Source organism: Klebsiella sp. 28 (assembly GCF_018223905.1).
Classification (GTDB): Bacteria; Pseudomonadota; Gammaproteobacteria; order Enterobacterales; family Enterobacteriaceae; genus Klebsiella; species Klebsiella pneumoniae.
In genome coordinates, this window is record NZ_JAGRQY010000038.1 from 1 (window position 1) to 22,946 (window position 22,946).

General features: G+C 57.1%; 17 protein-coding genes and 1 pseudogene. 13 read left to right on the plus strand and 5 right to left on the minus strand.

Annotated elements, in window-relative coordinates:
- The first annotated feature begins 416 nt into the window (after positions 1-416).
- On the plus strand, positions 417-2,390 hold the full coding sequence (cirA, locus tag KHQ28_RS07395) for a catecholate siderophore receptor CirA (RefSeq protein WP_021463900.1): 1,974 nt from the start codon (positions 417-419) through the stop codon (positions 2,388-2,390).
- Positions 2,391-2,460: 70 nt separating this feature from the next.
- Here cirA and fghA read toward each other — a convergent pair whose 3' ends face one another.
- Positions 2,461-3,294 (minus strand): S-formylglutathione hydrolase, encoded by an 834-nt coding sequence (gene fghA, locus KHQ28_RS07400; protein WP_004151123.1) that lies wholly within the window; start codon positions 3,292-3,294, stop codon positions 2,461-2,463.
- Positions 3,295-3,654: 360 nt separating this feature from the next.
- On the opposite strand from fghA, the gene folE reads away from it, so the two are divergent.
- From folE to mglC, 6 genes are all read left to right on the plus strand, one after another.
- Positions 3,655-4,323 (plus strand): GTP cyclohydrolase I FolE, encoded by a 669-nt coding sequence (gene folE, locus KHQ28_RS07405; RefSeq protein ID WP_004184878.1) that lies wholly within the window; start codon positions 3,655-3,657, stop codon positions 4,321-4,323.
- Between the two features lie 15 nt (positions 4,324-4,338).
- Positions 4,339-5,496 (plus strand): DUF418 domain-containing protein YeiB, encoded by a 1,158-nt coding sequence (gene yeiB, locus KHQ28_RS07410; RefSeq protein ID WP_032418637.1) that lies wholly within the window; start codon positions 4,339-4,341, stop codon positions 5,494-5,496.
- A gap of 155 nt (positions 5,497-5,651) precedes the next feature.
- Positions 5,652-6,674: an HTH-type transcriptional regulator GalS gene (gene galS, locus KHQ28_RS07415; protein WP_002912919.1), complete on the plus strand. Its 1,023-nt coding sequence runs from the start codon at positions 5,652-5,654 to the stop codon at positions 6,672-6,674.
- Between the two features lie 296 nt (positions 6,675-6,970).
- Positions 6,971-7,969, plus strand: coding sequence for a galactose/glucose ABC transporter substrate-binding protein MglB (mglB, locus tag KHQ28_RS07420; protein ID WP_002912878.1), 999 nt, complete (start codon positions 6,971-6,973; stop codon positions 7,967-7,969).
- A gap of 118 nt (positions 7,970-8,087) precedes the next feature.
- Positions 8,088-9,608, plus strand: a complete 1,521-nt coding sequence (gene mglA, locus KHQ28_RS07425; protein WP_004175074.1) for a galactose/methyl galactoside ABC transporter ATP-binding protein MglA — start codon at positions 8,088-8,090, stop codon at positions 9,606-9,608.
- Between the two features lie 15 nt (positions 9,609-9,623).
- Positions 9,624-10,634 carry a galactose/methyl galactoside ABC transporter permease MglC gene (gene mglC, locus KHQ28_RS07430; protein ID WP_002912871.1) on the plus strand — a complete coding sequence of 337 codons (1,011 nt, stop codon included), beginning with the start codon at positions 9,624-9,626 and terminating at the stop codon, positions 10,632-10,634.
- Between the two features lie 70 nt (positions 10,635-10,704).
- On the opposite strand, the gene sanA is transcribed toward mglC, so the two are convergent.
- The 4 genes from sanA to KHQ28_RS07450 form a co-directional block, all read right to left on the minus strand.
- Positions 10,705-11,421 carry an outer membrane permeability protein SanA gene (gene sanA / locus KHQ28_RS07435; protein WP_002912870.1) on the minus strand — a complete coding sequence of 239 codons (717 nt, stop codon included), beginning with the start codon at positions 11,419-11,421 and terminating at the stop codon, positions 10,705-10,707.
- A 275-nt stretch (positions 11,422-11,696) separates the two neighbouring features.
- Positions 11,697-12,581, minus strand: a complete 885-nt coding sequence (cdd, locus tag KHQ28_RS07440; RefSeq protein WP_002912869.1) for a cytidine deaminase — start codon at positions 12,579-12,581, stop codon at positions 11,697-11,699.
- 127 nt (positions 12,582-12,708) lie between these two features.
- Positions 12,709-13,404, minus strand: coding sequence for a CidB/LrgB family autolysis modulator (locus tag KHQ28_RS07445; protein WP_002912867.1), 696 nt, complete (start codon positions 13,402-13,404; stop codon positions 12,709-12,711).
- Positions 13,401-13,799, minus strand: coding sequence for a CidA/LrgA family protein (locus KHQ28_RS07450; protein ID WP_002912865.1), 399 nt, complete (start codon positions 13,797-13,799; stop codon positions 13,401-13,403). The genes KHQ28_RS07445 and KHQ28_RS07450 overlap by 4 nt, the downstream gene beginning before the upstream one ends.
- A 357-nt stretch (positions 13,800-14,156) precedes the next feature.
- Between KHQ28_RS07450 and dusC the strand changes: the two genes are divergently transcribed.
- The 6 genes and pseudogenes from dusC to mdtQ all read left to right on the plus strand — a co-directional run bounded on the left by dusC (position 14,157) and on the right by mdtQ (position 22,924).
- Positions 14,157-15,089, plus strand: coding sequence for a tRNA dihydrouridine(16) synthase DusC (dusC, locus tag KHQ28_RS07455; RefSeq protein ID WP_002912862.1), 933 nt, complete (start codon positions 14,157-14,159; stop codon positions 15,087-15,089).
- Positions 15,090-15,445: 356 nt separating this feature from the next.
- Complete coding sequence (locus KHQ28_RS07460) at positions 15,446-16,810, plus strand: carbohydrate porin (RefSeq protein WP_032418638.1); 1,365 nt, start codon at positions 15,446-15,448, stop codon at positions 16,808-16,810.
- A gap of 155 nt (positions 16,811-16,965) precedes the next feature.
- On the plus strand, positions 16,966-17,799 hold the full coding sequence (bglG, locus tag KHQ28_RS07465; RefSeq protein ID WP_002912842.1) for a transcriptional antiterminator BglG: 834 nt from the start codon (positions 16,966-16,968) through the stop codon (positions 17,797-17,799).
- A 30-nt stretch (positions 17,800-17,829) separates the two neighbouring features.
- Positions 17,830-19,804 (plus strand): annotated as a pseudogene (gene bglF, locus KHQ28_RS07470) (PTS beta-glucoside transporter subunit IIABC).
- 15 nt (positions 19,805-19,819) lie between these two features.
- Positions 19,820-21,214 (plus strand): glycoside hydrolase family 1 protein, encoded by a 1,395-nt coding sequence (locus KHQ28_RS07475; RefSeq protein ID WP_032418640.1) that lies wholly within the window; start codon positions 19,820-19,822, stop codon positions 21,212-21,214.
- Positions 21,215-21,484: 270 nt separating this feature from the next.
- Positions 21,485-22,924, plus strand: coding sequence for a multidrug resistance outer membrane protein MdtQ (gene mdtQ, locus KHQ28_RS07480; RefSeq protein ID WP_032418641.1), 1,440 nt, complete (start codon positions 21,485-21,487; stop codon positions 22,922-22,924).
- The last annotated feature ends 22 nt before the right edge of the window (positions 22,925-22,946 follow it).

Genomic DNA, 22,946 nt, shown 5'->3' on the forward strand with positions numbered 1-22,946 from the left:
GTCCATGCGCTTGCGCGGGCCTACAGATTACCGCGTAACTGATTGATATTGCTATGTTTCGTAGGCAGGGTAAGGCGAAAACCGCCAACCGGCAGACATGTGAGCACAATAACGAAGACAGATTTGTCATCACCCGCAAGCCCTCTGAACAGAGGGCTTTTTTTATGTTTGTGCGGTTACAGCTTGTCACAATTCTTCATAATTATATTGATAATCGTAATCATTATCTTTATCATTTTTGCCCATTACGGATGAAGCCACTCCCCGTCTCTGCCGCTTGTACAGACTGACACCGGGCGACCAGCCACATCGACGAGAAAACAGCGCGAGCATGCCGCCGACAGAGCGGCAAGTCGCCAGCGCGTGTGAGCAGCACCTTGTTGTTTGTTTGGTTGTACACCTCATGGAGATTTGGAATGTTCAGGTTAAACCCTTTTATCCGGGCGGGATTGTCTGCGTCCGTCGTATCGTTGGCGTTTCCGGCTCTGGCCGATGTGAATGAAGAAACGCTGGTGGTGACCGCCTCGGCCACTGAACAGAATGTCAAAGACGCGCCGGCGAGCATCAGCGTCATCACCCAACAGGATTTACAACGCAAGCCTGTTCAGAACCTGAAAGACGTGCTGCGCGATGTGCCTGGGGTCCAGCTCACCAACGAAGGGGATAACCGCAAGGGCGTTAGCATCCGCGGTCTGAGCAGCAGCTATACCCTGATCCTGGTCGACGGCAAGCGCGTTAACTCGCGGAACGCCGTCTTCCGCCACAATGACTTCGACCTTAACTGGATCCCGGTGGATGCTATTGAGCGTATCGAAGTGGTGCGCGGCCCGATGTCCTCCCTTTACGGCTCCGATGCGCTCGGTGGGGTGGTCAACATTATTACCAAAAAAATCGGCCAGAAATGGACCGGGACGCTGAGTGCTGATACCACTATTCAGGAGCACCGCGATCGCGGGGATACCTATAACGGCCAGTTCTTCACCAGCGGCCCGCTGATCGACGGCGTACTTGGAATGAAGGCCTACGGCAGCCTGGCAAAACGCGCCAAGGACGATCCGCAGTCATCCAGTAATGCCACCGGCGAGACGCCGCGCATCGAGGGCTTCACCAGCCGCGATGGCAATGTTGAATTCGCCTGGACGCCGAACGAAAACCACGATTTTACCGCAGGCTACGGCTTTGACCGTCAGGATCGCGATTCCGATTCCCTTGACCGCAACCGCCTTGAGCGGGAGAACTACTCTCTGAGCCATAACGGCCGCTGGGATATTGGCAATAGCGAGCTCAAGTTCTACGGCGAAAAGGTGGATAACAAAAATCCAGGGCAGAGCGGGACTATTACCTCGGAAAGCAATGCAATCGACGGCAAGTATGTCCTGCCGCTGGGCATGATTAACCAGTTGGTGACCTTCGGCGGCGAATGGCGCCACGACAAACTGAAAGATCCGGTCAACCTGAGCAGCGGCGGCCAGTCAACGTCGGCCAGCCAGTACGCCCTGTTTATCGAAGACGAATGGCGCATCATCGAGCCGCTGGCGCTGACCACCGGCATTCGTATGGACGACCATCAGACCTATGGCGATCACTGGAGCCCGCGCGCCTATCTGGTGTATAACGCCACCGATACCGTCACCGTCAAAGGCGGCTGGGCGACGGCGTTTAAAGCCCCGTCGCTGCTGCAGCTTAACCCCGACTGGACCACCAACTCCTGCCGCGGCTCGTGCAGCATCGTCGGTAACCCGGATCTGAAACCGGAAACCAGCGAAAGCTTCGAGCTCGGTCTCTACTACCGCGGGGAAGAGGGCTGGCTTGAAAATGTCGAAGGCAGCATCACCACCTTCCAGAATAATGTCGACGACATGATCGATGTTCTGCGCACCTCCAGCGCCAGCGAAGCGCCGGGCTACCCGAACTTTGTCGGCTGGAAAACCGTCAACGGCAAGCGCGTGCCGATCTTCCGCTATTTCAACGTCAACAAAGCCCGCATCAAAGGGGTGGAGACGGAGGTGAAGATCCCGTTTGGCGATGAGTGGAAGCTGACGGTGAACTACACCTACAACGATGGTCGCGATCTGAGCAATGGCGGCAACAAACCGCTGCAGACGCTGCCGTTCCATACCGCCAACGGCACGCTCGACTGGAAACCGCTGGACGATTGGTCCTTCTACGTGACGGCCAACTATACCGGCCAGCAGCGCGCGGTGAGCGCCACCGGCAAAACGCCGGGCGGCTACACCCTGTTTGACGTTGGCGCGGCATGGCAGGTGACCAAAAACGTGAAACTGCGCTCCGGGGTGCAGAACGTGGGTGATAAAGATCTGAGCCGGGACGACTACAGCTATACCGAAGAAGGCCGTCGCTACTTTATGGCGGTGGATTATCGCTTCTGATTGCCGGCGCTAAAACGCGTCCTGTAGGCCTGAACATGCGCCGCGAAGCAGCTTCGCGGCGCATTGGCGTTTAGCCAAAGAGATGCTGCGCATGGAAGCGCAGATGGTCTTCAATAAACGAGGCAATGAAGTAATAGCTGTGGTCGTAACCGGGCTGGATGCGCAGCGTTAACGGCCAGGCCTTCTGCCGCGCGACCTCCGCCAGTACCGCCGGCTGCAGCTGTCCGGCAAGGAATGGATCGTTGTCGCCCTGATCGATAAGCGTCGGCACGGCGTCCTCCGGCCGGCTGGCCTGCATCAGCGCGCAGCTGTCCCAGGAGTGCCATGCCGATTCATCCGCGCCGAGATAGGCGGTAAACGCTTTCTTGCCCCACGGGACCTGGGAGGGATTGACGATCGGCGCGAAGGCGGAGACGCTGGCGTAGCGGCCGGGATTTTTGAGCGCCATAATGAGCGCGCCGTGGCCGCCCATCGAGTGGCCGCTGACGGCGCAGCGTTCGCCGACGCTAAACTCGCTACGAATAAGCGCGGGCAGTTCGTCACGCAGGTAATCGTACATTCGGTAGTGCGCCGCCCAGGGCGCCTCGGTGGCGTTCAGGTAGAAGCCGGCGCCTTGTCCGAGATCGTAACCGTCGTCGTTGGCCGCCTCGTCACCGCGCGGGCTGGTATCCGGCATCACCAGCGCGATGCCCAGCTCGGCGGCAATGCGCTGGGCGCCCGCCTTGGTGGTAAAGTTCTCATCGTTACAGGTCAGCCCCGACAGCCAGTACAGCACCGGCGGCGGCGTTTCGCGCTCAGGCGGTAAAAAAATGCTGAACGTCATGGCGCAGTTCAGGACAGGGGAGTGATGACGCCAGCGTTGTTGCTGGCCGTCAAAACAGCGATGCTCTTCAAGCAGTTCCATGCAAGGCTCCTCGGAAGGGATGTGCGCGTAAACGTTCATAATACAGATATTTCATTAGCCGGTGAGCAACTTTCACTTTCTCCTTTTGAGAACTTACTGCATCATTAATGCAACTTATAGCCAACATGCCGGTGTAGCGACGGCGCTTATGAATGCGTACAGCGGTTGGAACATTCCGGATACGGCGATAAGGATTTGGCGTCGCGCCTGAGGCATGGCTTCGCTCCCTAATAAAAGGCAGCGCCAATTTCAATAATTATCGTTACGGCTACTGGATTCTGTGCGCCACCTCACGCACAATGAATACAAACTTTGCCCCCAGAAAAAGCAAAGAGCGCCACACCTGCAGGAGAAACATAAATGTCATCACTGAGTAAAGAAGCCGTCCTCGTTCATGAAGCGCTGGTCGCTCGTGGGCTGGAGACGCCGATGCGTGCGCCAGTACAAGAAATTGATAACGAAACACGCAAGCGTTTGATTACCGGTCATATGACCGAGATTATGCAACTGCTGAATCTGGATCTGAGTGATGACAGTCTGATGGAGACCCCGCATCGCATCGCCAAAATGTATGTCGATGAGATCTTCTCCGGGCTGGATTATTCTCGCTTCCCGAAAATCACCGTCATTGAAAACAAAATGAAGGTCGATGAAATGGTCACCGTGCGCGATATCACCCTGACCAGCACCTGCGAACACCATTTCGTTACCATCGATGGTAAAGCGACGGTAGCCTATATCCCGAAAGATTCGGTGATCGGCCTGTCGAAAATCAACCGCATCGTGCAGTTCTTCGCCCAACGTCCGCAGGTCCAGGAGCGTCTGACGCAGCAGATCCTGATCGCGCTGCAGACGCTGCTCGGCACCAACAACGTGGCGGTATCCATTGACGCGGTGCATTATTGCGTGAAGGCGCGCGGCATTCGCGACGCGACCAGCGCCACCACCACCACCTCTCTCGGCGGCCTGTTTAAATCCAGCCAGAATACCCGCCAGGAATTCCTGCGCGCAGTACGTCACCACGACTAAAACGGAGCAGGGTGCATGGAGAGAAATGTCACGCTGGACTTTGTCCGCGGCGTCGCCATCCTCGGTATCCTGCTTCTCAATATCAGCGCCTTCGGCTTGCCGAAGGCCGCTTATCTCAATCCCGCCTGGTCAGGAAGCGCGTCCCTTAGCGATGCATGGACCTGGGCGCTCCTCGACCTGCTGGCGCAGGTGAAGTTTCTCACCCTGTTCGCGCTGCTGTTTGGCGCCGGTCTTCAGCTATTGCTTCCGCGAGGGAAGCGCTGGATCCAGTCGCGGCTGACGCTGCTGGCGCTGCTCGGTTTCATTCACGGTCTTTTTTTCTGGGATGGCGATATTCTGCTGGCCTATGCCCTGGTGGGGCTGGTGAGCTGGCGCATGGTGCGTGAGGCGCACCATGTCAAATCGCTGTTCAACACCGGGGTGGTGCTCTACCTCACCGGCATTGCGGTGCTGGTCCTGTTGGGGATGATCTCCGGGACCGCGGCGAATCGCTCGTGGGCGCCGGACGCGGCGAACCTGCAGTATGAGCAGTACTGGAAGCTGCACGGTGGCATGGAGGCGGTCAGCAACCGGGTGGATATGCTATCTGACAATCTGCTGGCGCTGGGCGCGCAGTATGGCTGGCAGCTGGCGGGGATGATGCTGATGGGCGCGGCGCTGATGCGCAGCGGCTGGCTGAAGGGACAGTTTAGCCTGCGTCACTACCGGCGTACCGGCGCGCTGCTGGTGGCGGCCGGCATGGCGGTCAATCTGCCGGCAATATTCGCCCAGTGGTATCTGGCATGGGACTATCGCTGGTGCGCGTTTTTACTGCAGGCGCCGCGCGAACTTAGCGCCCCGCTGCAGGCTATCGGCTATGCCGCGCTGGCCTGGGGCTACTGGCCGCAGCTCTGCCGTTTCCGCCTGGTGGGCGCTATCGCCTGCGTCGGACGCATGGCGCTGACCAACTACCTGCTGCAGACCCTGATCTGCACCACCCTGTTTTATCATCTTGGGCTGTTTATGCGCTTCGATCGTCTGCAGCTGCTGGCCTTTGTCCCCCCCATCTGGGCCGTTAACCTCCTTGTCTCATCGCTCTGGCTGCGCTGCTTCCGCCAGGGGCCGGTGGAATGGCTGTGGCGTCAGTTAACCCTGCGTGCGTCAGGCACATCATTGAAAGACACATCCAGATAACGATCTCGATCACAATCATTAACAAAACGGATGTAAACGTTTCCAGCCGTGTGACCTCACTCACGCAGCGGACCGCGGGTCGCTGCCAGAATAGCCTCCTTGCTAAGCACAGGAGGTGAATGTGACGTGCTGTAATTCTCTTAAGGTCGCTGAGTATGATCACCATTCGTGATGTCGCCCGCCAGGCGGGCGTTTCCGTGGCCACCGTGTCGCGGGTGCTGAATAACAGCGCGCTGGTGAGTCCGGATACGCGCGACGTGGTGATGAAAGCGGTGACCCAACTGGGCTACCGGCCCAACGCCAACGCCCAGGCGCTGGCCACCCAGGTCAGCGATACCATCGGCGTGGTGGTGATGGACGTCTCCGACGCCTTCTTCGGCGCGCTGGTGAAAGCAGTGGATACCGTTGCTCAGCAGCATCAGAAATATGTGCTGATCGGCAACAGCTATCACGAGGCGGAAAAAGAGCGTCACGCCATCGAGGTGCTGATCCGTCAGCGCTGCTCGGCGCTGATCGTCCATTCGAAAGCGCTGAGCGATGATGAACTGAGCGACTTTATGCAACATATCCCGGGGATGGTGCTGATCAACCGCATCGTGCCGGGGTATGCCCATCGCTGCGTCGGACTCGACAACGTCAGCGGCGCGCTGATGGCCACCCGTATGCTGCTCAATCATGGTCACCAGCGCATCGGCTATCTCTCCTCAAACCACGGCATTGAAGATGACGATATGCGCCGGGAAGGGTGGAGCAAAGCGCTGCAGGAGCAAGGCATCATCGCCCCGGACAGCTGGATCGGTTCCGGCTCTCCGGATATGCAGGGCGGTGAAGCGGCGATGGTCGAACTGCTGGGGCGAAATCTCGGCCTCACCGCGGTGTTTGCCTATAACGACAGCATGGCGGCCGGCGCGCTGACGACGCTGAAGGACAACGGCATTGTCGTGCCGCAGCATCTGTCGCTGATTGGCTTTGATGATATTCCTATTTCCCGTTACACCGATCCTCAGCTCACCACCGTGCGCTATCCGGTAATGTCGATGGCAAAGCTGGCCACCGAGCTGGCGCTGCTGGGGGCGGCCGGCAAGCTGGATCGCGAGGCGACGCACTGCTTTATGCCGACGCTGGTGCGCCGTCATTCCGTTGCCCAGCGGCAAACTGTGGGGCCGATCACTAACTGACGCGATCGCGGGATGTAACCGCTTTCAATTTGTGAGTAAATTCACAGTATATTAACATTCGCCTGATTATGATGGCAGCGTTTACCAGTCTGAACCACGAGGTGATGGATATTCCTCACTTTATTTAGTAGGAACAAGGCGTTAAACGAGTTTTACAGTCGTATTTTTCTGGAGCGTTACCCGACACGGAAGACCGAATTTTCGTCGTGAAATGCGTTGTGCGGTAACACTAATGCAACAAATCCCGCCTGCATTTTCTCACAATAATGACCCTGCATAATAAAACCGGAGATTCCATGAATAAGAAGGTGTTTACCCTGTCTGCTGTAATGGCTGGTCTGTTATTTGGCGCCGCCGCACACGCAGCAGATACCCGTATCGGCGTGACGATTTATAAATATGACGACAACTTTATGTCGGTAGTGCGTAAGGCGATTGAAAAAGATGGCAAATCCGCGCCAGACGTCCAGCTGTTGATGAATGATTCGCAGAACGACCAGTCGAAACAAAACGATCAGATTGACGTGCTGCTGGCGAAAGGAGTGAAGGCGCTGGCGATTAACCTGGTTGACCCGGCCGCCGCAGGTACGGTGATTGAAAAGGCGCGCGGGCAGAATATTCCGGTGGTGTTCTTCAACAAAGAGCCTTCCCGCAAAGCGCTGGATAGTTATGACAAGGCTTATTACGTCGGTACCGACTCGAAAGAGTCCGGGATTATTCAGGGCGATCTGATCGCCAAGCACTGGAAAGCCAACCCGAACTGGGATCTGAATAAAGACGGTCAGATCCAGTACGTTCTGCTGAAAGGCGAGCCGGGCCATCCGGATGCGGAAGCGCGTACCACTTACGTTATTAAAGAGCTGAATGATAAAGGTCTGAAGACCCAGCAGCTGCAGCTGGATACCGCGATGTGGGATACCGCCCAGGCGAAAGACAAAATGGACGCCTGGCTCTCCGGCCCGAATGCCAACAAGATTGAAGTGGTGATCGCTAACAACGACGCCATGGCGATGGGCGCGGTTGAAGCGCTGAAAGCGCACAACAAGAGCAGCATTCCGGTGTTCGGCGTTGATGCCCTGCCGGAAGCCCTGGCGCTGGTGAAATCCGGCGCGATGGCCGGTACTGTGCTGAACGATGCCAACAACCAGGCAAAAGCGACCTTCGAGCTGGCGAAAAACCTTGCCGACGGGAAAGACGCCGCGGCAGGCACCAACTGGAAAATTGACAACAAGATTGTTCGCGTCCCCTACGTGGGCGTCGATAAAGACAACCTGAGCCAGTTTACCGGCAAATAATCGTGATGTGAGTTGCGGGCGTGGGTTATCCACGCCCGATTATTCCTGATACAGAACCAGACTCCTGCTGGCGCTAGTGCGCCGGACGGGGCTTGCATGAACGCAGCCAGGTATAACTATGGTCAGCAATAATAGCGAACGGTCAGGCGAATATTTGTTGGAGATGAGCAACATCAACAAATCGTTTCCTGGCGTCAAGGCTCTTGATAATGTCAACCTGAAGGTTCGTCCGCACTCCATTCATGCGTTAATGGGTGAGAACGGCGCCGGTAAATCGACATTATTAAAATGCCTTTTTGGGATCTATCAAAAAGATTCCGGTAGCATTCTTTTTCAGGGAAAAGAGATCGATTTCCATTCGGCGAAAGAAGCCCTGGAAAACGGTATTTCGATGGTGCATCAGGAATTAAACCTGGTATTACAGCGTTCGGTCATGGATAACATGTGGCTCGGGCGCTATCCAACTAAAGGCATGTTTGTCGATCAGGACAAAATGTACCGGGATACCAAGGCCATTTTTGATGAGCTGGATATTGATATCGATCCGCGCGCCCGCGTCGGTACCTTATCGGTATCTCAGATGCAGATGATTGAGATCGCGAAGGCGTTTTCCTATGACGCCAAAATCGTCATCATGGATGAGCCGACGTCATCGCTGACGGAAAAAGAGGTCAACCATCTGTTTAAGATCATCCGTAAGCTGAAAGATCGCGGCTGCGGTATCGTCTATATCTCGCATAAAATGGAAGAAATTTTCCAGTTGTGCGATGAAATAACCATCCTGCGCGACGGCCAGTGGATCGCCACCCAGCCGCTGGAAGGGCTGGATATGGATAAGATCATCGCCATGATGGTCGGGCGTTCGCTTAACCAGCGTTTTCCGGATCGCGAAAACACTCCGGGCGAAGTGATCCTCCAGGTGCGCAATCTCACCTCGCTGCGCCAGCCCTCCATTCGCGATGTCTCCTTTGACCTGCATAAGGGCGAAATTCTCGGTATCGCCGGCCTGGTGGGCGCTAAACGCACCGACATCGTGGAGACCCTGTTCGGCATCCGTGAGAAGGCCAGCGGCACCATCACGCTGCACGGCAAGAAGATCAACAACCACAGCGCCAACGAGGCGATTAACCACGGTTTTGCGCTGGTGACCGAGGAGCGGCGCTCTACCGGGATTTACGCCTATCTGGATATCGGGTTTAACTCGCTGATCTCCAATATTAAGAAATATAAAAACAGCATCGGCTTGCTGGATAACTCGCGAATGAAGAGCGATACCCAATGGGTTATTGACTCGATGCGCGTCAAAACCCCCGGTCAGCATACGCAGATTGGCTCGCTTTCCGGTGGTAACCAGCAAAAGGTCATTATAGGCCGCTGGCTGCTGACCCAGCCGGAGATCCTGATGCTGGATGAGCCAACGCGCGGTATCGACGTCGGCGCCAAGTTTGAAATCTATCAGCTGATTGCCGAACTGGCTAAAAAAGACAAAGGGATCATTATTATTTCTTCCGAAATGCCGGAACTGCTGGGGATTACCGACCGCATTCTGGTGATGAGCAACGGCCTGGTCGCGGGCATTGTTGAGACTAAAACCACCACGCAAAACGAAATACTGCGTCTTGCGTCATTGCACCTTTAAGATCAGGGGCTTCACATGAGTGCGTTAAATAAAAAGAGTTTTCTCACTTACCTGAAAGAGGGTGGGATATATGTTGTCCTTCTGGTCCTGCTGGCCATTATTATTTTCCAGGATCCGACATTTTTAAGTCTGCTCAACCTGAGTAATATTCTGACCCAGTCCTCGGTGCGTATTATTATTGCCCTCGGCGTGGCCGGACTTATCGTCACGCAGGGGACCGACCTCTCCGCCGGCCGTCAGGTGGGTCTGGCGGCGGTAATTGCCGCCACCATGCTGCAGGCGGTGGATAATGCCAATAAGGTATTCCCGGATATGGCGACCATGCCGATCCCGCTGGTGATCCTGCTGGTGTGCGCCATCGGGGCGGTCATCGGCCTGATTAACGGGATCGTCATTGCCTACCTGAACGTGACGCCGTTTATTACCACTCTCGGCACCATGATCATCGTGTACGGCATTAACTCGCTGTACTACGACTTCGTGGGCGCGTCGCCGATCTCCGGCTTCGACAGCCACTTCTCCCATTTCGCGCAGGGGTTTGTGGCGCTGGGCTCCTTCCGCCTGTCCTACATTACCTTCTACGCGCTGATTGCCGTCTTCTTTGTCTGGATCCTGTGGAACAAGACGCGCTTTGGCAAAAACATTTTCGCTATCGGCGGTAACCCGGAAGCGGCGAAGGTCTCCGGGGTTAACGTAGCGTTAAACCTGCTGATGATCTATGCCCTCTCCGGCGTGTTCTACGCCTTCGGCGGCCTGCTGGAAGCCGGACGTATCGGTTCGGCGACCAATAACCTCGGCTTTATGTATGAACTGGACGCCATCGCCGCCTGTGTGGTGGGCGGCGTATCGTTCAGCGGCGGGGTAGGGACGGTGTTTGGCGTGGTGACCGGGGTGATTATCTTCACCGTCATCAACTACGGCCTGACCTATATCGGCGTCAACCCTTACTGGCAGTACATTATTAAGGGGGCGATTATTATCTTCGCCGTGGCGCTGGACTCCCTGAAATACGCCCGTAAGAAATAAGATTGAACGCATCAAAAACCCGCGCCTGGCGCGGGTTTTTTTATATCTGAAACGAATGCGTTGATGGAGGCTACTTTTCTTTCTGCAGCTCCAGCAGCTGCTCCGGGGTGACGGCCGGGTAGGACTGGGCGTCATCCGGCACGTCATGCTGCTGCGCCGGAATCGGGATGAGAGGGCCGAGAAAGCGCGGTTCCCGTTTGAAGATATAGAGGTCCGCCAGCGCGCCAAAGCGGGCGCCGAACTCGCGCAGCCGCACGCTCCACATATCCTTCGGCGACGGCACCGCGTAGCACTGGGCCTGGATCCCCATATGCAGGGCGATAAACAGCGCCCGTTCGCAGTGGAAGCGCTGGGTGATGATAATGAAGTCGTTGGTGTCGAACACTTTCCGGGTACGGACGATCGAGTCGAGGGTACGGAAACCGGCATAGTCCAGTACGATATCCGCGGGATCGACGCCGCCTTTAATCAGGTCCCGACGCATGGTCATCGGTTCATTGTAGCTTTGCAGAGCATTATCGCCGCTCAGCAGGAGATAGTTGACCTTGCCGCTGTTGTAGGCGTTCAGCGCACCCTGGATGCGGTAACGGTAATACTGATTGATGACGCCGGTGCGGTAATATTTGGCGGTGCCCAGCACCACACCGACCTGACGGTAGGGCAGGTCCTGCAGTTCATCATAGATATAGGGCGCGGTTTTCCAGCTCATCCAGCGGTCAAGGCCCAGCACGGTCAACAGCAGCAGGCCGAGCAGGACTAACAGGCTGTAGAACGCACGCTTTAACATGAACTTGGCTCAATAATAGACAACGGAGTCTTCAGGCTACTTTACCCGTCGGGTAAGCGCAAGAAACCCGCGTTTGATTGCGGGGATTTTCAGCAATATAGACAGATCGCCGAACGCAGGCCGGGTAAGGCGTGAGCCGACACCCGGCATAGGGATCTTCAGCTCGCCATGGCGCGAACCGTAGGTCGGGTAAGCGTAGCGCCACCCGACACCTAACGGTATAAAAAGTCGGCCGGATAAGCCGAAGACGCCGTCCGGCAATCTGCTCAGGCTGATCAACCTAACAGGACGCGCTCAATATTGTGGCAGCCCAGCGCCTTCAGGGTGGCGACGGTGGCATCCCACTGGATCAGCGCCGCGTCGGCTTTCTCCGCCAGGATTGCCCGCTGGATAGCGGGATAATCATAGCCGTTGAGGCTCAGGAGATTCAGCGCCCCCTGCAGCGGCGGCAGCGTCGGGTTGAACGCTGCGTTTTCCGCATAGCTACCGCTGAAAATGGTACCGTCTTTCAGCTCCAGCGCCACGCCGGAAGGCGAGTGGCTGTAGGGCGCATGGCAGCGGTTGGCGGCCTGAATAGCTGCCTGGGTCAGGGCATCGCCGCTGACCGGGAAGCCATGGTCCTGTTCATCCATCAGCAGGGTTTTGATCTCCAGGTCTTTCGGGCCAAAGGCGTCCGGCAGATAGTGCTCTAGGGCATGCGCTTCGCGACCCGGCAGATGAATGCGCAGCGCCAGCCCGCTGTTAAGTTCGTTCATAAACTGACGGCAATGACCGCACGGCGTGTAGTTCACCGTGATAGCGCGCAGGGAGGTCTCGCCGCGCAGCCAGGCGTGGCTGATGGCGCTCTGTTCCGCGTGAACGGTCTGCTGCATGGTAGCGCCGAGAAACTCCATATTGCCGCCAAAGTACCAGCGGCCGCTGACGCCGCGGGCGATAGCCCCGACGTTAAAATGAGAAAGGTCGGGGCGCGCGCAGGCAGCGGCAAGCGGCAGTAGCGCAAAAGCCAGCGCGTCTTCGTCCAGACCTGTCGCATGCTGCAGCGTCGCCACCTGATCGGCTTCGAGCAGCGCCGGGAAATGCGGGTCGGCGAGCATCGGGGCGATGGCCGCCTGCAGATCTGCTGCCAGAGTCGTCAAAGCAGCTTGAAAACGTGAGTGCATAGCGTTGCCTCATAACAGTGTAATGGGAAGCCAGTGTACGGGCGGCCAGCGGTTCCATATGTGATGAATATCTCATTCTTTATGCAACTCTGATTTGTTGCATTAAAAAATGTGATTTAAATCACTATTAACCTACCACTGCTAGGATCAGCGGAAATAAGAACGGCGCCATCAACGAGGTGATGATCCCGCACAGCACCAGCGCCAGTGAGCTAAACGCGCCTTCCTGATAGTCCAGCTCGGCGCAGCGGGCGGTGCCGAGGGCGTGCGAGGCGGTGCCCATTGACAGGCCGCGCGACGCTTTGGTGCGAATGCGCATCAGGTTAAGCAACGTATGCCCAAATACCGCGCCGAGGATGCCGACAAAAATTACGCACACGGCGCTGATGGCCGGAATGCCGCCGATGCTGCCGCTAACCGCCATAGCAATCGGCGTAGTGACTGACTTAGGCAGAATAGAGGCGGCGATTTGCGGCGTGGCGCCCATCAGCAGAGCGACGGTGGTGCCGGTGATCATCGCCACGCAGCTGCCGATAAAGCAGATGGTAATGATAGATTTCCAGCGGGCGCGGATCTGGTGCAGCTGTTCATACAGCGGGAACGCAAGGGCCACTACCGCCGGCTGCAGCAGATCGTTCAGGACTTTGCTGCCGGCAAAATAACGCTCATAGGAGATCCCGGTCAGCAGAAGAAATGGAATAATCACCACCATCGCCACCAGCAGCGGGTTGAGCAGCGGGAACTTAAAGCGGGCCGCCAGTTTGCGGGCGAGAAAAAAGACGATCAGGGTTAGCGGTAGCGACCACCAGATTTCATGCATCATTCTTCTTTTCCTTTTTGGCCAATCACTTTACGTTCGCCATGCACCAAATGGGAGCTCCAGCTCACCACTACAAACACCACCAGCGTACTGATGGCGCAGGAGATAACGACAGGCCCCAGCTGGGCGCGCAGCAGATCCCAGTACTGCATCACCCCAACGCCGATCGGCACGAACAGCAGCGCCATATAGCGGATCAGGATATTACAGCCGGGGTTGACCCATTGCGGCGGCATAATTTGCAGCGCCAGCAGCACGAAGAGGATCAGCATGCCGATGATGCTGCCGGGGATAGTGATAGGCAGCAGCCCGGCGATAAAAATTCCGGCGTACAGGCAGGCGTAAATCAGGACGAAAGCCCGCAGGTACTGCCAGATAATAGTCAGCGATTTACTCATGGTAATAACCCTTGATGAAGTGCATTCATCATACAATTAATCCCTAAAATGTGCTACCGATCACATCATGAATTCTATGCATAGCGCTGATAGCTTACGGGAACCATAGTCTCACCCGTCAGGGCCCGACACCTTGCGGCTCAGGCGGGATCGCTCCCCACGCTACCTTGCTGGATGAGGCGCGGCAAATAAAGGCGAATGGGACGCCACAGACCCCTGTAAAGCATAGAGATTATCTCGCCGCTTTGCCGCATCGAGCGTGCGGGGAACGGCGTGCGTCTGGTCCGACGCATTGAGCGCTTTCAACCAGCGCCCGGAGGCGCTACCATAGCGCCTCTTTTTTTTCCGGGTAACGATATGCGTGTTCTACTGGCGCCGATGGAAGGCGTGCTCGATTCGCTGGTGCGCGAGCTGCTGACCGAGGTTAACGATTACGATCTCTGCATCACCGAATTTCTGCGCGTGGTGGATCAACTGCTGCCGGTAAAATCGTTCTACAGGCTATGCCCGGAACTGCATCACCAGAGCCGCACGCCGTCCGGAACCCGCGTACGCGTCCAGCTGCTGGGACAATATCCCGAGTGGCTGGCGGAAAATGCCGCCCGCGCGGTGGCGCTGGGTTCATGGGGGGTGGATTTAAACTGCGGCTGTCCGTCGAAGCTGGTAAACGGCAGCGGCGGCGGGGCGACGCTGCTGAAAGATCCGGAGTTGATCTATCGCGGCGCGAAAGCCATGCGAGAGGCGGTTCCCGAGCATCTGCCGGTGACGGTGAAAGTTCGTCTTGGCTGGGACAGCGGTGAACGGCGCTTTGAAATCGCCGACGCGGTGCAGCAGGCGGGGGCCAGCGAACTGGTGGTTCACGGCCGTACCAAAGAAGATGGCTATAAAGCCGAACGCATCAACTGGCAGGCGATCGGCGAGATCCGCCAGCGCCTGACTATCCCGGTGGTCGCCAACGGTGAAATCTGGGACTGGCAAAGCGCCCAGGATTGTATGGCTGTCACCGGCTGCGATTCGGTGATGATTGGCCGCGGGGCGCTCAATGTGCCGAACCTCAGCCGGGTGATCAAATACAATGAACCGCGCATGCCGTGGCCGCAGGTGGTCCAGCTGTTGCAAAAATATACCCGCCTGGAAAAGCAGGGTGATACCGGTCTGTATCATGTGGCGAGAATTAAGCAGTGGTTAGGCTATTTACGCAAGGAATATACCGAGGCGCTGACCCTGTTTAATGAAATTCGCGCCCTGCAAACGTCTGCTGAAATAGCGGCGGCGATCGGCCGCTATTAACCGCCATACTGTTATTCGCTTCACATATTATTACTTGCATGCCTATTGATGATAGGCATGGGTTGAATAAAGTGATAATGTGCGGTCAATCAATTCAGGATTGCTACTGAACTCAGGCAAAACCTAAGCACTTTCGTCATTCGTGGCGCAAAGTGCTTAGGTTTTTTTTTGGTAAAAATTCAGGGTGGATAAAATGATGATGTAAAACAATGAGATGTGAATAACGATTTCTCTGGCATTGTCGCGGTTTTATTACCGACGGACGCTTTTTGCCATTCATTTTTAAAAAAAGAAAACGGGTAAATAAATAGCCTGGGGATCCCCTTTGTTTTTATTCAGTCACGGTGGATATCACAATGCATAACAAAAAAATAAATCAGCTTTTGATCGGCGCTATGCTGGCGGCCATGGCGCCTGGCGTGAGCGCCGCGGACATCCCGGCGTGGAACGGCAGCGCGCTGGGGTTTGAAGCCGGGCAGCAAGGGCTGCTGGGCGATATGCTAGGCATTCGTCCGATCCTTGAAGAAAACGGCTTTCATTATAATCTCGGCTATCTTAACGAGATGGCCTACAACGCCGGCGGCGGCTATAACCATGATAAACATCTGGCCTATATTGACCAGGTGGCGCTGACCTTTACCCAGGATCTGGAGCGCTGGACCGGCATACCGGATGCGCGTCTCGAAGGCAACATCGTCAACCGCAACCACGATGATAATCTCACCACGAAACGGCTGCAGGATCCGCGGGTGAGTTTCAACGATCTATCGCAGGAGAGCTGGGGCGGCGGGTCGATTACCCGCCTTGGCTGGCTCACCTTTGCCCGCAGCTTTGACGACCGCCGCCTGACCTGGCGCATCGGCATGATGAACAAGGTGCAAACCTTCGACCAGATCATCCCCTGCGATTTTCAGCTGCTGACCCAGTGCGGTGGGAAATCGGCCAACTCGCTGACCTGGAATAACTGGAACATTCATACCTGGGGCACCACCCTGGAGTACAAGCTGACGCCGACGGTCACCCTGAAAGGCGGAGTGATGGAGCAAAACCCGCAGGCTACCGCGCGCAGCCACGCGTGGAGCTGGTCGACGAAGGGTAGCAAAGGCATCTTACTGCCGATGGAGATCGAAACTCGTCCGCTGATTAATGGCCTGCCGGGAGCCTATAACCTTGGCGTGGTCTGGACTAACGCGCCGCAGAGCGACCTCTACAGCGGTAAATCCGGCGGCGCCGGGGCGACCGATCCGCAAGGTTACGCCGAGCACGACAGCACCTGGTTTATGTACGCCGGCCTGAACCAGCAGATCACCCGCCACGCCGACGACCCGCTGCGGGGAATGAGCGTCTCACTGAGCGGCAGCCTCAGCGACCAGCGCAGCAACTATATCCACTCCGCCGTCGCCGCCTCAATGCGCTACCGCGGTCTGTTTGACGCCCGGCCGGAGGACTGGATTGGCTTCGGCCTGACGTGGATCGACATGAGCAGCCACTACGCACGTAATCAGCGCTATATGAATCAGATAAGCGGCGCCACCGACTATAACGATCCGGCTTACCAGCCGGTGGCCGGTCATTCGCTGAACGGTGAGCTCTATTATCGCTTCCGCCCGGTCTCCTGGCTGGAGCTGCAGCCGGGCCTGCAGTACTGGCACCGTCCGGGCGGCGTCGCGCAGACCCAGGACGCGTGGGTAGTGGAGTGGAAAACCGTCGTGACCTTCTGATAGTCGCGATCTTAATCACGTTTTTTCACTTGTCAGGTTGAGCGCGCAGCAGAAGTTGTTACAGTGCGGGTGTTGGATTGCAACTGCTGCGGCAGGCAAAACCTGATCACCTGGCGTTTCGTCGGGGGTCAGGTTTTTTTGTTTCTGGGGTCTATATGCAAATCGCCAAAGTACTCAATAACAATGTGGTGGTGGTTCTCGACGAGCACCGGCGCGAACAGGTGGTGATGGGGCGAGGGCTGGCCTTTCAGAAACGCCCGGGCGACGTGCTGGACGACAGTAAAATTGAAAAAGTTTTCGCCTTACAAAGCGATGAGCTGGTCGGCCGCTTAGGCGAGCTGCTCAGTCAAATACCGTTAGAAGTGATGACCACCTGCGATCGCATTATCGACCTGGCACGCGGACGGCTGGGCAAGTTACAGGAAAGTTTGTACATCACGTTAACGGATCACTGTCATTTTGCTATCGAGCGGCAGAAAAAGGGCATCGCACTGCGTAACGTGCTGCTGTGGGAGATTAAGCGGCTGTATCCGAAGGAGTTCGCGCTGGGCCAGGAGGCAAGGGCCATCATTGCCAAAAGGCTCGGCGTGGAGTTGGCGGAGGACGAAGCCGGATTTATCGCCCTGCATCTGGTGACGGCGCAGCTCAACAGCGAAATGCCGGAGGTCATGCACGTGACCCGGGTGATGCAGGAGATCCTGCAGCTGGTGAAGTATCAGCTGCAGCTTAACTACGATGAAGAGTCGCTGAGTTATCAGCGTTTCGTCACCCACCTGAAGTTTTTCGCCCAGCGGATGCTGACGCGCACGGTGGTGGAAGATGACGACGTCTCGCTGCACAGCGCGGTGAAAGATAACTACGCCAAAGCGTGGAAGTGTGCGGAAACGGTGGCGACGCATCTGCAAAAGCAGTATCAGCGGTCGCTGACCACCGAAGAAATTATGTTTCTTGCCATTCATATCGAACGGGTAAGAAAAGAGGGGCGTTAATTCTCCCCAACAAAACTGGATTGTTACTGCATGATGCAGGCAAAACCTGAGCGCGACGCCCACCGGCGTGGTTCTCGGGTTTTTTTATTTTTTACTACTCAGTCGCCGGTTGTCTGCGGGCAGCGGCAGTAAGGAAAAGAGCATGGAATATAAAGCACTCGCGCAGGATATTCTCAACCGCGTCGGCGGCAAAGAGAACATTGTGAGTCTGGTTCACTGTGCGACACGTCTGCGTTTTAAACTGAAGGATAACGGCAAAGCCGATGCCGAAGGGCTGAAGGCCAATCCGGGCGTGATTATGGTGGTGGAGAGCGGCGGCCAGTTTCAGGTGGTGATTGGCAACCACGTTCACGACGTCTGGCTGGCGGTGCGCCAGGAGGCGGGGTTAAGCGATGACAACGAACCGGTTGCCGAGGAAAAAGCGGCCAAAGGATCGGTGTTAAGCCAGCTTATCGACATCATCTCCGGCATCTTTACACCGTTTATCGGCGTGATGGCGGCAACCGGTCTGCTGAAAGGCCTGCTGGCGCTGGCGGTGACCTGCGGCTGGCTTACGCCGGAGCAGGGGACTTATAAAATCTGGTTTGCCGCCAGCGACGCGCTGTTCTTTTTCTTCCCGCTGTTTCTTGGCTATACCGCCGGGAAGAAGTTTGGCGGCAACCCGTTTATCTCGATGGTGATTGGCGGGGCGTTAACCCACCCGCTGATGATTCAGGCCTTTGAGGCCAGCCAGGCGCCGGGCGCGGCGGTGGAGCACTTTCTCGGCATTCCGGTGACCTTTATCAACTACAGCTCGTCAGTGATCCCGATTATTCTCGCCTCATGGGTCTGCTGCTGGCTGGAGCGCAAGAGCAACGCGCTGTTGCCGTCATCGATGAAAAACTTCTTCAGCCCGGCCATCTGCCTGGCGGTGGTGGTCCCGCTCACCTTCCTGGTGATTGGCCCGGTTGCCACCTGGCTGAGCCATCTGCTGGCCAACGGCTACCAGTTCATTTATGCGTTTGCGCCATGGCTGGCGGGCGCGGTACTGGGCGCCATGTGGCAGGTGTGCGTTATTTTCGGCCTGCACTGGGGGCTGGTGCCGTTGATGATCAATAACATGACGGTGCTTGGTCACGACTCCATGCTGCCGATTATTCTTCCGGCGGTGATTGCCCAGGTGGGCGCCGTGCTCGGTATTTTCCTCGCCACCCGCGATGCGCGTCAGCGGGTGCTGGCCGGTTCCGCCTTCTCCGCCGGGCTGTTCGGCATCACCGAGCCGGCTATCTATGGCCTGACTCTGCCGCTGCGCCGTCCGTTTATCTTCGGCTGTGTCGCCGGGGCGATTGGCGGGGCGATCACTGCCTTTAGCAACAGTTATGCCTACTCGTTTGGCCTGCCAAACATCTTTTTCCCGGCGCAAATGATCCCGCCCGGCGGGATTGACGCCAGCGTCTGGGGCGGGCTTATCGGCACCGGCGTGGCTTTCGTGCTCGCCTGCGTGCTGACCTTCTTCGCCGGCCTGCCGCGCGCCAGTGCTGCACCGGGCGCCGTGAGGGTAGCCCCGGCCTCGGCAAACGATATTCTGGCGCCGATGAGCGGCAGCGTTATCGCCCTCGAGCAGGTGCCGGATAGCACCTTCGCCAGCGGCCTGCTGGGTAAAGGTGTCGCCATTATCCCGGCGGTGGGCCAAGTGATTGCCCCGTTCCCGGGCGAAGTGGCCTCCCTGTTTCAGACTAAACACGCCATCGGCCTGCAAAGCGACAGCGGCATTGAGCTGCTGATCCACGTCGGCATCGACACGGTCAAACTCGACGGCGTGCCCTTTACCGCGCATGTGAAAGAGGGCGACAGGGTACAGGCCGGCGATCTGCTGATTGAGTTTGATCGCCAGGCGATTCTGGACGCCGGCTACGACCTGGCGACCCCGATCATTATCAGCAACAGCGACGACTACCGGGAGATTGATACGGTGGCGTCCAGCGCCGTCGAAGCCGGTCAGCCGCTGTTGTCAGTCAGCCATTAATCACAGGAGAAAAAGATGAAAACATTCCCGACGGATTTTTTATGGGGCGGCGCGACTGCGGCCAATCAGGTGGAAGGTGCTTATCTGGAAGATGGCAAAGGCTTATCCACCTCCGATGTACAGCCGCACGGCGTGTTCGGCGAAGTGGTCGAGCGTGTACCAGGCGACAGCGGCATAAAAGATGTGGCGATCGATTTTTACCATCGCTATCCGGAAGATATCGCCCTGTTTGTCGAGATGGGTTTTAACTGCCTGCGAGTCTCTATCGCCTGGACCCGCATCTACCCCAACGGCGACGACGCCGAGCCGAACGAAGCCGGCCTCGCGTTCTACGACAAGCTGTTCGACGAGATGGCGAAGCACAACATCACCCCGCTGGTGACGCTGTCGCATTATGAAATGCCATGGGCGCTGGTAAAAAACTACGGCGGCTGGGGCAGCCGGGAGGTGATTGGCTTCTTTGAGCGCTACGCCCGGACGGTGTTCAGCCGCTATAAAAATAAGGTCAAACTGTGGCTGACCTTTAACGAAATCAATATGTCGCTACATGCCCCGATGACCGGCGTCGGCCTGCCGGCCGGCAGCAGCAAAGGCGAGGTGTATCAGGCGATTCACCACCAGCTGGTGGCCAGCGCGCTGGCGGTCAAAGCCTGTCATGAGCTGGTGCCTGAGGGCAAAATCGGCAATATGCTGCTCGGCGGGCTGATGTATCCCCTGAGCTGCAAACCGGAGGATGTGTTTGAGACGCTGCAGGAGAACCGCAGCTGGCAGTTCTTCGGCGACGTACAGGCGCGCGGCGCGTACCCGGGCTATATGCAGCGCTATTTCCGTGACAACGGCATCACGCTCACCATCACCGACGCCGATCGTGAAGCGCTAAAAACCACCGTCGACTTTATCTCCTTCAGCTACTACATGACCGGCTGCGTCACCGCCGACGAGGCGCTGAACCAGCAGGCGCGCGGCAATATTCTCAGCATGGTGCCGAACCCGCACCTGGCGAGCTCGGAGTGGGGCTGGCAGATAGACCCGCTGGGCCTGCGCACGCTGCTGAACGTGCTGTGGGATCGCTACCAGAAGCCGCTGTTTATCGTGGAAAACGGTCTGGGCGCCAAAGATAAGGTGGAAGCCGACGGCAGCATTAACGATGACTACCGCATCAGTTACCTGAACGACCACCTGGTGCAGGCGCGGGAAGCCATTGACGATGGCGTTGAGCTGATGGGCTTTACCAGCTGGGGACCGATTGACCTGGTGAGCGCCTCAAAGGCGGAGCTGTCGAAGCGCTACGGCTTTATCTATGTCGACCGCCATGATGACGGTACCGGCACCCTGGCGCGCAGTAAGAAGAAGAGCTTTGGCTGGTATAAAGAGGTGATTGCCAGCCGCGGCGCCAGCCTGAAAGCCTAAAGGATGCCCGCCCGGCCATCGCCGGGCGGGAGATTAGCCGGTTTACGCGCGTGCAGTAAAAAGGTCATCAGAGGTTCTTTCTCTTCATCCAGAGCGGGCAGGGTGGAAAAGAGGTGCGGCTCGTTAAAAGATGCCGGCTTATATTCATCCCTTGAATTGATAAGGTTGTTTATTTTTAGCAAACTAATAATTTAGTCACACGCTTTACTAAACGCGTTTAATTCAATTAACTTATGATAACCAACCTGATTAAGTTATCTGACCTGTCCAATGAAATTGATATTAAATAAAAGCGTGCTGGCGGCATTGCCCCTGGCCATCGCGCTGGCTGGCTGCGCGCCATCTCATGAGGTTGCTAATCCGCCGCAGCAGCAAATTCCGGCCTCCCATGTTTCCATGGATCTCCCTGCCGCCGTGAAAAATGGCTGGCCGCAGACTGACTGGTGGAAAGATTACCATGACCCACAGCTTAATAATCTGATTCAGCGAGCGTTGGCCAACGCGCCGGATATGCAGATTGCCGAACAGCGCATCAGGCTTGCCGAAGCGCAGGCGCGAATGTCGCAGGCGAATCTTGGCCCGGAGATGGATTTCTCCGCCGATATTGAACGCCAGCGCATGTCGGCCGAAGGCCTGATGGGACCGTTTGCTACCGACACCGACGGCAATACCGGCCCGTGGTACACCAACGGTACCTTTGGCCTGACCGCCGGTTGGGATCTCGATCTGTGGGGAAAAAACCGTGCGCTGGTGAAAGCGCGTATCGGCGAGCTGAAAGCCCAGGTTGCTGAACAGGCCCAGACCCGTGAGCTGCTCTCCGGCAGCGTGGCGCGTCTGTACTGGCAGTGGCAGACGGAAGCGGCGATCAAAGCGGTGCTGCAGCAGGTGAAAAACGAGCAAAATAATATCGTGACGGTCGACAAGGCCCTGTATCAGCGCGGGATCACTAACTCCGCCGAAGGGGCGGAGAACGATATTAACGTCAGCAAAACCGACCAGCAGCTGGCGGACGTGACGGGCACGATGAAAGAGATTGAAGCGCGGCTGATGGCCCTGACCAACAGCCAGAGCCAGTCGCTAAACCTCAAACCCGCCAGACTGCCAACGGTCAGCGCGCAGCTGCCAGATACCCTCGGCTATGAGCTGCTGGCGCGCCGCCCGGATCTGCAGGTCGCCCACTGGTATATTGAGGCGTCCCTGAGCGAAGTGGACGCGGCGAAAGCGGCGTTTTATCCGGACATCAATCTGATGGCGTTCCTGCAGCAGGATGCCCTGCACTTAAGCGATCTTTTCCGCCATTCGGCGCAGCAGATGGGCGTTACTGCCGGGTTGACGCTGCCGATCTTTGACAGCGGCCGCCTTAACGCCAACCTGGATATCGCCAGCGCGCAGAATAGCCTGTCGATCGCCCAGTACAACAAAGCGGTGGTGGATGTCGTTAACCAGGTGGCGAAAACCGCCAGCCAGGTCGAAACATTAATGGCCAAAAGCCAGCAGCAGCAGCAGGTTGAAAAAGACGCTCAGCGGGTAGTAGATCTGGCGCAGGCCCGAATGGCGGCGGGGATCTTACCTGGCTCCAGAGTCAGTATGGCGAAGCTCCCGGCGCTGCAGGAACGGATCACCGCATTGCGCCTGCACGGCCAGTGGATTGACGCTAGCATTCAACTGACCTCGGCCCTCGGCGGCGGCTACCACCAGACGGTGAAGTAACCGCCAACCACGGTGCGCCCGC